We start from the raw sequence: 9,950 nt of genomic DNA, 5'->3' as shown, positions 1-9,950 counted from the left end.
GTTCAGTGGTATCTCGCCCCACTTCCGGCCCCGCCGCCATCTGATGCCTGCACACGACTACCGCGCCGAGATGACCGTCCGCTTCGCAATCTGGGCGCAGATCACCGGCGTCGCCGGGCTCGCCACCGCGGTCTGACCACAGCCCGGAACCGGGCTCCACCACGCCACGACGTGCCATCAACACCTACCCACCCAACAACGTGACAGCGCCCTGTTGACGGGTGCAACGCGGCGGTTCACTTCCGGTGGCACTACAGGACAAGACTATTCGAATGCCCTGCGTCTCACCCCACGGCGGCGTACAACTCGCGCACGCCGGTGGTGTGCGGGTGCTGTTCGGCCAGCTCCGTGACGATGCTGCGGATCGCGGGCCGGTCACGGACCTCGCCAGGGCTGGCCCGGTATGCGTCCAACAGGGCGCGAGCGGTCTGCTCGGGCCGCCGCCACGCCCACCAGGCCCGCGCCATGTCCGTGCCCAGCCTCGCCCTGCGCTCGGCGGTCGGGAACTGCGCGGGCCGAAGGTCCTTTCCGGCCTCCAGCGCGGCGCCGGCGTCACCGAGGGCCCAGTGCACGCCGACCGCGTACAGGTCGACGGCGGCCGGGCTGATGGGGAACAGGCGGCCCGGCGGCGGTAGCTGAGGCAGTCGGCAGGCGGAGCGGCGGGCTTCTTCGACCATGGCCAGCGCTTCCGCTCGTTGTCCGCCGCGCGCAGCCGTGTAGGCCAGCGTGCACAGCATCTGTGCGTACGCGGCCGCCGAGGCGTCGGTGCGCAGGCCGGTCGCCTCCACGTCAGCGGCCGCCGAGGTCATCAGGCGCTGGGCCTCGCCGTGGCGGTCCTGGTGGCGCAGCACGATCGCCAGTTCCCGGGCGGCGGCGGCCGCCGCGAGCGGGGAGCCGGATACTTCGGCCCAGGTCCGGGCCCGGTCCGCGGTGAGCCGCGCCTTGTCGTAGGCGCCGACCTTGCTGAGGATCGAGGAGGCCAGTGTGTAGACCGAGGACAGCCGGGCCTGGTCGAGGTCGTGGCGGGACGCGGCGACGCGGTGTCCGTCCGCGATGAGGCTGGGCAGCACGGCCAGGAGCCGACCGTGCACGCCCTTGTCGTACAGCTCCCGGGCGGTGGCCAGACGGCCGTCCAGGGGGCCCTGGCCGCTCGTCGGCGCGGGGGTGGCAGCGAGGGCCTCGTCCAACCCAGTGAGCAGGGCGGCCGGTCCGGCGGCCGCCGTGGCGGTGAGCAGCGTGCGGCGGCGCATGGGGTCCTCCTCGGCGTCACGCGGGCTGGCCGTCACTGTAGTGCCGGCCGGTGCCGCCGTGGCCGGTGGCGCCAGAGAAGTCATCAGGATGTGTCGGGGCACGCCGACCTCGGCCGCCGCCAAGTGCACCAGCGTCAAGTCGGCCACCCACGAGCGACGTTCCAGCCGCGAAACGGTGGCCGCGGAGCAGCCGATCCGCCCCCCGAGCACGGCCAGGGTCCAGGCGCGGTACTCACGGCCGAGGCGGATCAGGGCGCCGGGACGGCGCTGTGCGGCCAACTGGCGTACCGTCGTGCTGTTCCAGAGCGGGTGTACGGGCACGGGACCCTCCCACAGCGCACTACCGGGGCCGTCCCACGGTAGGGGGCGCCGCAGGGCGGCGTCGAGACCGCTTGCACACCGCGCAAAGGCGTTGCATCACAGGGCAGATGACCACTGTGCGACCGGGCAGCGCGGTGTGCTGGGCACGTCGCCCCGAGCCGCGGGGCACCGTTCATCGGAGGCACCATGGCTACCGTCGCCGAACCCGCTGTGACCGCCGGCCCGACGACCGGCCCGGCCCGTTGCGCCCGCGAGGTCGTCCCGGCCGCCCTGTGGGACAAGCAGGTCGGACTCCTCATGCGGGACTACCCCTACGACTCCGTCATGGCGGCCCGCGTCCTCGGGCAGGGCTACGCCTACCTGCTGACCGCCATGCGGCACCGGGGCGAGCGTCTCGGCCTTGCGCCGAGCACGCTCGTCGACATCGGCGTCCACACGGTCATCCTCGACACCGTCGCCTACTTCGAGCTGTGTGAGCGCTTCAACGACGGGTTCTTCCTCCACCACGTCCCCGAGCTCGACTTCAAAGGCGACGGCTCGGTGCTGCGGACGGCGGACCTGATCGCCGCCGACGGCTGGGATGTCGACCTGCCGCTGTGGACGGACGCCGCCCAGTGCGGCCCCTGCCACCCGGGCAACGACTCGCACTGACTGCGCGCTGACAGGCCCCGGCCGCCCGGCCGGGGCCTGTTGGCACACGCCTGGGTGGGATTCGGTGCGAACCCGCCCCGTCAGGCGACGCCGCCCTGTCAGGATGGGCGGAGTGACCACCCCCTCCACAGACCTCTGGCATCACTTCGGCCGCGCCCGCCACGCCGCCGACCGCACCGTGCCCGGCACGTTCCGCTGGGACTGGGGCCAGGACAGCGGGCCCGGGGCCGAAGTCCTCGGCGACATCACCGGGCTCTGTGTCGGCGACCTGGGCGCCGGCTCGGCCCGGCACGCCGCTCACCTGGCCGTCCATCACCAGCCCGCCCGCATCATCGCCGTCGACGCCTCACCCGCCCAGCACACCATGGCTCAAGACCTGTACGGTCACCTCGCACCCCGGCTGCACCTGGTCCACCGCGACGTGCCCCGGCACCTGTACGCCACGGCAGGCGCCTACGACGTGCTCTACAGCGTCTTCGGCGCCGTCGACTTCACCGATCCCCGCGCACTGCTGCCCGCGGCGGCCGCCGCACTGGGCCCCGGCGGACGGCTGGTGTTCTCCACCCTCGGCCACCACCTCGGCGGCGACCCCGCTCACCCCGACGTGCAGCACACCGAGATCGGGGCGAAGACCCCGGACGGTGAGGTGGCCGCCATGCGGCGCTGGGTCCTCCAGGAGCAGGTGTGGACCAAGCTCCTCGACGAGGCCGGATTCACCCAGATCACCACCGAGACGCTGCCTGCCGCAGACGGACCGCGCGCCGCCGACACGCTCCTGGTGACCGCGCTTCGACACTGACGCGCAAACAGCCGCTCCCGCTGGATGGGCGGCTGTGTTCCGGGTGAGCACGGCGCTTGGCCGTGGTGAGGGTCCCGTCGCCGCGGGTGACCAGGCGCGGCACCGCGTCCAGGGCCGGGCGGCCGGTCCCGGCCACCGCCTCGGCGTGGCCGGCCGGCCAGTCACCGAACTCCTCGCCCGGTACCTGCGCCGGCCGCGTGGATGACGGTCGCAGGCCCCCCTCGGCCGCCCGGCTGCGCGGGACGGGCATCGCAGGCTGTCTACCCGGGTCGGCCCGTGGCGTCGCTGGAGAGGCAGAGGTTCGTGATCCGGGCGCGTGGCGACATCGCCCCGGCCAGCTGACGGGCTTCCTGCTCATCGCGCACCACGATGTGCTGGAACTCCAGCTGCGGTGACAGACAGACCAGTTCGGGGCAGGGACGCACGATCCCGTACAGCGCGCGCAGCCGCCCCGTCGTGAAGAGCGGGATGCCGTATGCGAAGCTCTCGGACACCTTCGGCCTCTCGGGGATCTCCACCCATACCTCTTCATCGTGCCAGGTCCGTTCGGCGATCGCGGCAAATAGCTCGGCACGCTGCCGTGGTTGCACGTCCTGCCACCACGCCCGTGCCACCTCCGACGCCCGACCGGCCAGCTCCTTCTGCTTCGCTGCCTCCTGCTCGCGCTGCCGCCGCCATACCTGCTCCAAGCGCCGCTGCTCCTGTCTGGGCGCGGCGGGTCTCTTCGTCTTCGGGGTCCGGCGCGGGCTGACTCTTGCGGCGCTGCTGGAGTTGCTGCCTGCGCTGGAGCTCTTGCTGCTGGCGTGCGGCGCGGCGGTCCGCGGCCTCCCGGCGGGCTCTGTCGGCCCGTCCGGCCTGCTCCTGGCGTCTGCGGTCGTGTTCGTTCTGCGCGCGCTCGGACTGGGCGGAGGTCCACCACAGGCGACGCTGCACGTAGCGGCCGAGGCCGCAGCCGCGTGGTACGGACGTGTAGTGCGGCAGGCTGGCGACGGGGGTGACGCTGCCGGACAGCACCCATCTCACGAACCGCCCCAGCTCCTGCGGCTTGAACTCCCACGTTCCGGCGGCGGCGTCGAATCCTCCCAGTCCGTCGACCACCCTCCAACACTGCCCGTGCTGGTCGGGGGCGCTGACCTGTACGGCCGGGACCACGTCGATCCACGGCGGTGCCTGGGGGCCCGGGGACACCCAGCACACGCCGATGCCCTCGGATGCGTAGCGGGCGGTGCGGGCCAGGATGTCCCGGTCGGTGATCGGTGAGAGCTGCGCTTCCCAGGCGATGCGCCTGCCGCCGTCGGGTGCGGACCCATCACGTCCGCGCGCCATGCACCGTCACCTCCCGCCACCTCGAGGGCGGCGTGCCATCCGGCGCTGCGGACCGCCGAGGCCAGCTCGAGCTTGAGCATGTGGTGTTCCCACGATTCGCCGCCCAGGTCGCAGGTGCCGTCGCGGCCCGGGTCGTGGCAGAAGAACCGCACCCCTTGCGGGGAATGCTTGGCATGCACGGCCCACCCGCACCCGGGGCAGGCCAAGGGAACGCGGGGCCGCACCTTGTAGACCTGGGCCCAACCCATCGCGCACCCGAGATCAGGCTGGGTGGCATCCAGTCGGCCGGCATCAGGGTGCAGCGCGGTGAACGGCACGGCTCATGACTCCCGGAAATCTGGCGGCGCTCAGCGCAGTGAAACTGTCCCAACAGCAGATAGCACGCGCCGCTGACAAACCGCGGCCGAACTGCGGATATGGGCAGGGACCTCCGTGCCGGGCGCGCCCGCAGTGATCGCGCTGACAGTCGGCGGCACTCTGCGGTCCGCAGCCCGCACGACCGGTGGCTCCCGGCGCCGCACCCGGGCGTGCCGGAAGGCACTCCGCCCGGCGGCAGCCTGTCGGTGCGGGCGATGTGCCGTCCGACCGTTTCGGCGCTCTCGTTCCCGCGCCGGGCGGCCGGGGCTTCCGCGGCACGCCAGCACCTGTGCCCAAGCGCACATCTCGCGCACTAACTGCGTGCGGACTGCGCGCGCTCATCCGGCGCAGGGCGTGCGCCGGCAGCTCGGTCCTCCGTCCGTACGGCGCGTGCCGCGTCAGGGCCGCCACGCCTCTACCGGTAGACGAGACAAGCATCAAGGTGAGCACGGCCGCGCGGGACCGGCTCGCCCAGCTGGCGGCCGAGCACGGCACCACCATCCGCCGCCTGGTCGAGGACCTCGCACAGAGCACTCCGACGCAGGCCGAGTACGCAGAGCGGTCCAGCGACATCTACAGCATCGGCCGAGTCATCGCCTGGGCCCTCACCGGCAAGCTGCCGGAAACCAACCTGCCGCTGCTGCCCCCTCCCGGCCCGTGGCGCACCATCGTCCGCGCCACCACCCACCAGGATCCGCAACGCCGCCCCCAGACCGTCAGCGACCTCCTCGCTCTGATCGACCGCGAACACGCGGCCATCCCCGAAGACCCCCTCCCGGCCGCCCAGACCCTGCTCGAAGCCGCCGGCACCGGCGACTCGGCCGCCGCAGACGCCCTGCTGACCCTGGTCGGCGACCACCCCAAGGACTACGAACTCCACGTCGGCGTGCTCGCCCACCTCGACACACGGCAGGCCGGACCGGCCCTCGCACGAGAACCCGCCCAAGCTCACAACCTCCTGCGCGCCCTGGCAGAACACGTCGGCGGAGACGACACCCACATCGTGCAGTTCGGCGACGCCGCGACGGTCGTGATCTGGCTGCACGGCATCTGCTCCTACGCCGCCGACCACCGCGACTGGGACCTGCTGGAGGAGGCCGCCCACACCATGTGCACCTGGGACGGCGCCTGGGACCAGTGGAGCGCCCAGGCCAAGATCTCCCCCTGGCTGCGCACCCTGAAGCATCAGGCCGCAACGGTCATCGCCGCCGTCCTGCGCGACCACCCAGACTCCGCACAGCACCTCGAACACGTCGCCGACGACCGCACCGCCGACCCCCGCATACGCCAGGCACTACGCACCAGCCCGGCCGGCTGAAGCGGCCGATGAGGCGCCAGTACGGGTGGCTCCTGCCGAACACACCGGCCCTGACCGCAGTGCGACAGGGCATCGGCGACCTGGGGCGACGGCACGCCGTGCTCATCGTGGTCATGGGTCCCCGGACCTCGGCCGGTGGGACGGCCCCGGGCCACCGCCTGGGCCCGGAGACCGGTCTCGGGCGTTCGAGCCACTGGGTGCGCGGGACCTCGGCCAACAGGCAACGCCGAATCCCCGGCCGGACGCCATCTGGTGGCCGTGCGCGCTGCGATCGACGATGTCCAGGAAGAATCACAGGAATGTGACCGGCTACGGCGTCGGCGGTCTGATTTTGGACGTACCCGCCAAGTCCCTGCCCGCCCTGGTCGAGTGGACGCTCACCGAGGCTCAGCTCGGTGCGGAGCGGCTGCACGGTTCGGGCAAGGACGCCGACCCGCTGCTGGCGCTCACCGAGGCCGCGTGCGAACGGTTCGGCCTGCCCGCCGCTCGCATCCGGGTCCCAGCCGCCCGCACGACCGCCACGCTGCGCCGTTACCAGGGCCAGTCACTCCACAGCGGTACCCGGAGCAGACCCCCTACCGCATATGTGACGTAATCGTTTAATATTCTCCAAACCTCTGCCGGAACCACCGCGCTACCAGCGCCGTGGTCACCGTTCGCCGTGCAGGCAGCCCGGAAGGGGAGTTGATCATGACCTGCATATCAAGCGGAGAGCCGGCAGAGTCCGACTGGCGTGATCAAGCAGCCTGTGTGGGAGAAGACCCCGAGATCTTCTTCCCTCTCGCCGACCTCACGGCTCCGGGCGCGGAGGCCTCCCTGGCCCGGGCAATATGCCGCCGCTGTCCCGTGATCATCGACTGCCGTACCTGGGCACTCGCTCATGGAGAGGACGACGGCATCTGGGGCGCCACCACCGCCGCCCAACGCCGCGCCATACGACGAGCCACCTCAGAACCCAGCCCGGCGACCAGACACCACAACGACGAGACAGGCCGAACGACCGAGTTACGTCAACGATGCCGGGCACCGGCGCCGACGCACGCTCCCCCGCTCCCCCTGTCGCGGCGCCCGCCGCGCGCAGTGCCCGGCGAACCGGGGAAGACAGGGCGTGCGGCATACAGCAGGAGTCGTGTGTCCGTGCGCGGCGGCGGCCAGAGGACGACATGTCGTGCAAAGCACGGCGGTCTCCCCGGGTCGTCGCCGGCACGGGATGACCCGCGCGAACGTCAGCGGCCGCCACGGCGGTCGCGGCCCGGCATGCGTGCTCGGCATCGATGCCGGCCGCTGGCCCGGGTTGGCCGGGCAGGCGGCCGCCCATGCCATCATCCCGGCTGCTGCGCCCCCGATGCCCTCCATCGCATCCAGGCGCCGGTGATGGTCTGGCTGTTTCTGACCACGCTCACCGGCCTTGAGGAGCATGGTACCAACTAGGTACCATCGGGTCATGCCATCACTGAACGTGTCCTTCTCCGACGAGGAAATGGAAGGCGTCCGGGCCGCCGCCGCCGCCGAGGGCAAGAGCCTCAAGCAGTACCTGCACGACCTCGGTGTACGCGAGATGCACCGCAAGCGGTTCGTCGCCGGCGCCACCGCCTGGGCCGACAGGCTGCGCGGGGAGTTCGACGAGGCGTTCCCCGAGGAGATTCCGCCCTCTCAACGCGGCGACGGGGCTGCGGCTGCCTGATGGTTGTCCACATCGACGTCTCCTGGCTCCTCGACGTCCAGGAGGCCGCCCTCGGGCATGAAGACGTGAGCGTGACCGACTACTCCGCGCTGGTGGCGGCCGTCGCCCGGCACAAGACCCGGATGCCGACGCTTGAGGCCTCCGACCCGGATGCCGCCTGGCGCGCGGCCGCGCTCCTGCACACGATCGTGCGCCTGGAGCCACTCCCCCACCGCAACAGCCTCTTCGCCGCTTTCGTGGCCGCTCAGTACATGGATCAGTCCGGCGAAGGCATCGACCCTCCCTACGGCGCCCTGTCTGACCTCGTCAGAAAGGTCCGGGACACCCGGCTGAGCGTCTACGCCGTCGCCGAGGCCCTGCGGTCCTGGCGCATCTGATCCAAGCGGCGGGCCGGCCCTGTTGCGCGCAGCACTGCAACCTCCACGAGGCAGGCGGCCGGGAACGCTGGCTGGGGGAACCCCGGGTGGGAGGGGCGGCGCTGGAAGCCGTCGACGAGGACTGGAACCCGCCGTGGCCGGCCGACTGACACACTCCGCGGCGCTGCCGCGAACTCCTGCGCGGCGGAGAGGGCCAGGCCTGGCGCGGCAAATGTCACCTCTGCTTGACATTGATGTCTCTTTGAGAGGACATGCCGCACGAGTTGTGTCCCCCCATCGCGCCCGACGACGCCGGCGTCTACAGCAGGACGGCCGGGACGGCGTCCTCGGCCGTCCAGTCCCCGCCGAGTTCGTCGGTCACGCGGATCGACACGAGTGTCTTGCCGGTCCCGGTCGCCGACACATACAGCCCGCGCGTGCCCGGGCGGTGCAGGTGGCCTGCCAGGCGCGAGACGGCTTCGGCCTGGTCTGGATGGAGTACCGCCCGCCCGGGGCGGCCTTGGGCGGGAAGGGCCACAGTCATTCAGCTCTTCCTCGATCCGGAAGCGGAAGGTGTCGGCGGTGGGCCTTCCGTCCGGGCACCGTATCACCCGCCCAAGCCCCGCCGTACGGAAAATGCACGGCATAGGCGCGCTAAAAGTGCGTTGTCAGCTCGGTTCATCGGTTAGGGTGAGGTCGGAGGTGCTTCATGTCCGAGTTGTTCGACGCGGTGGACGCGCTGGTGGCGTCCCGGTCGCCGCTGCCGCCGCCGGCGGAGCGCAGGCGGCTGCGCCAGGCTCATGCGCTCACCCTCGACGAAGTAGCTGCCGCCCTGGGCGTGCGGCGCGCGACCGTCGGCGACTGGGAGACGGGCAAGACCGAGCCACGGCCGCCGCAGCGGGAGGCGTACGCGCGCCTGCTCAAGCAGCTCGCACAGCTCTACCCCGCCACGGAAAACGCCGGTGCACCGCGGGAAGACACCGCTGCGCCGCAGACCGCTCCCCCCGCAGCGTCGAAGGCCCTGGCCTCGCCGTCAGGCCCGGAGCCCGATGCCGCGGCCGCGACCGCGTCCGACACCACGGCGCCCGCTCCTCCCGCCCCGGCCGCGACGTCCCGGCCGGCGCCCGCATCCCGGCCGACGACCACCTCGCGCCGCCCGAGCGCGAAGAAGGCGGCCCCGGCCAATCCGCCTGCGGCCGGCGGCTCGTACGCGCACGGTCCGCTGCTCGTCCTCGACGCCGACACCGACCGGAACGTGACCGGCTACGGCATCGGCGGACTGATCCTCGACGTGCCCGCCAAGTCACTGCCTTCCCTGGTCGAGTGGACGCTGGCCGAGGCGCAGTTGGGGGCGGAGCGGCTGCACGGCTCAGGGAAGGACGCCGATCCGCTGTTGGTGCTCACCGAGGCGGCGTGCGAGCGCTATGGCCTGCCTGCCGCACTGTCGCACGAGGAGCGGCTTGCCGGGCGGCTCCCGGAGGGGCACAAGGTCATCAAGCAGCTTGAGCGTGCCGAGTGGAAGCTGACCCGGCGGGGGCTGGGGCCGTGGGCGCGGATCTATCGCCCCGCCCACGGCGGGCGGCGCCAATGCGTGCAGCTGTGCATTCCCTCCTGGCACGCCCTCGATGACCGCGCCTGGGGCCACGCCGCCCAGCTGGAGCCGGCGGAACTCGCCCGGGTGCTGGGCCTGTACGCGACGCGGGTGATGACCCCGGTCGGGTCTGCGGCCGTCACTGGGCTGCAGCTGATGACCGCGCTCAACCCACCGACCCGCGCGAGCGAGCCGGACGCCGACGGCCGGCGCCACTCCGAGCACCGGCCCGGCTCTCTCGGTACCGAGCCGATGGACCCGGCCCCTTGCGAGGCGCCCGACGGGCACCCGGTTCTC

At 72.1% G+C, this 9,950-nt stretch carries 11 protein-coding genes and 1 pseudogene; 9 read left to right on the top strand and 3 right to left on the bottom strand.

Features of this window, described 5'->3' with window-relative positions:
• A pseudogene (locus ACIGYR_RS38920) lies at nucleotides 1-136 on the top strand (IS6 family transposase); the annotation flags it as partial.
• A 148-nt stretch (nucleotides 137-284) separates the two neighbouring features.
• Here ACIGYR_RS38920 and ACIGYR_RS38915 read toward each other — a convergent pair.
• The gene (locus tag ACIGYR_RS38915; protein WP_399608828.1) at nucleotides 285-1,571 is read right to left on the bottom strand and encodes a transcriptional regulator; all 1,287 of its coding nucleotides are present in this window, start codon (nucleotides 1,569-1,571) and stop codon (nucleotides 285-287) included.
• Nucleotides 1,572-1,757: 186 nt separating this feature from the next.
• Here ACIGYR_RS38915 and ACIGYR_RS38910 point away from each other — a divergent pair, with 186 nt between their 5' ends.
• Both ACIGYR_RS38910 and ACIGYR_RS38905 read left to right on the top strand, forming a co-directional pair.
• The gene (locus ACIGYR_RS38910) at nucleotides 1,758-2,222 is read left to right on the top strand and encodes a hypothetical protein (protein WP_399608831.1); all 465 of its coding nucleotides are present in this window, start codon (nucleotides 1,758-1,760) and stop codon (nucleotides 2,220-2,222) included.
• A 103-nt stretch (nucleotides 2,223-2,325) separates the two neighbouring features.
• Nucleotides 2,326-3,021 (top strand): class I SAM-dependent methyltransferase, encoded by a 696-nt coding sequence (locus ACIGYR_RS38905; protein WP_399608834.1) that lies wholly within the window; start codon nucleotides 2,326-2,328, stop codon nucleotides 3,019-3,021.
• A 260-nt stretch (nucleotides 3,022-3,281) separates the two neighbouring features.
• Here the strand turns inward: ACIGYR_RS38905 and ACIGYR_RS38900 are convergent, their stop codons facing one another.
• A complete protein-coding gene (locus ACIGYR_RS38900; RefSeq protein WP_399608836.1) occupies nucleotides 3,282-3,710 on the bottom strand; it encodes a hypothetical protein in 429 nt (142 codons plus the stop codon).
• Between the two features lie 1,436 nt (nucleotides 3,711-5,146).
• Here ACIGYR_RS38900 and ACIGYR_RS38895 point away from each other — a divergent pair.
• The 5 genes from ACIGYR_RS38895 (at nucleotide 5,147) to ACIGYR_RS38875 (ending at nucleotide 8,083) form a co-directional block, all read left to right on the top strand.
• Nucleotides 5,147-6,022 (top strand): hypothetical protein, encoded by an 876-nt coding sequence (locus tag ACIGYR_RS38895; protein WP_399608839.1) that lies wholly within the window; start codon nucleotides 5,147-5,149, stop codon nucleotides 6,020-6,022.
• Nucleotides 6,023-6,323: 301 nt separating this feature from the next.
• Nucleotides 6,324-6,617, top strand: coding sequence for a hypothetical protein (locus ACIGYR_RS38890; protein WP_399608841.1), 294 nt, complete (start codon nucleotides 6,324-6,326; stop codon nucleotides 6,615-6,617).
• A gap of 95 nt (nucleotides 6,618-6,712) precedes the next feature.
• The gene (locus tag ACIGYR_RS38885) at nucleotides 6,713-7,453 is read left to right on the top strand and encodes a WhiB family transcriptional regulator (RefSeq protein ID WP_399608844.1); all 741 of its coding nucleotides are present in this window, start codon (nucleotides 6,713-6,715) and stop codon (nucleotides 7,451-7,453) included.
• Between the two features lie 13 nt (nucleotides 7,454-7,466).
• Entirely contained in the window at nucleotides 7,467-7,706 is a 240-nt protein-coding gene (locus tag ACIGYR_RS38880; RefSeq protein ID WP_058084289.1) for a hypothetical protein, read from the top strand.
• The gene (locus tag ACIGYR_RS38875; protein ID WP_362165613.1) at nucleotides 7,706-8,083 is read left to right on the top strand and encodes a toxin Doc; all 378 of its coding nucleotides are present in this window, start codon (nucleotides 7,706-7,708) and stop codon (nucleotides 8,081-8,083) included. The genes ACIGYR_RS38880 and ACIGYR_RS38875 overlap by 1 nt, the downstream gene beginning before the upstream one ends.
• A 298-nt stretch (nucleotides 8,084-8,381) precedes the next feature.
• On the opposite strand, the gene ACIGYR_RS38870 is transcribed toward ACIGYR_RS38875, so the two are convergent.
• Nucleotides 8,382-8,606, bottom strand: coding sequence for a DEAD/DEAH box helicase family protein (locus ACIGYR_RS38870; RefSeq protein ID WP_399608848.1), 225 nt, complete (start codon nucleotides 8,604-8,606; stop codon nucleotides 8,382-8,384).
• A gap of 165 nt (nucleotides 8,607-8,771) precedes the next feature.
• Between ACIGYR_RS38870 and ACIGYR_RS38865 the strand changes: the two genes are divergently transcribed.
• A partial coding sequence (locus ACIGYR_RS38865; RefSeq protein WP_400014466.1) for a helix-turn-helix transcriptional regulator occupies nucleotides 8,772-9,950 on the top strand: 1,179 nt, incomplete at its 3' end.

It is taken from the genome of Streptomyces sp. NPDC053076 (assembly GCF_044546845.1).
In the GTDB taxonomy this organism is placed as follows: domain Bacteria; phylum Actinomycetota; class Actinomycetes; order Streptomycetales; family Streptomycetaceae; genus Streptomyces.
This window is presented reverse-complemented; position numbering and strand designations above follow the sequence as displayed.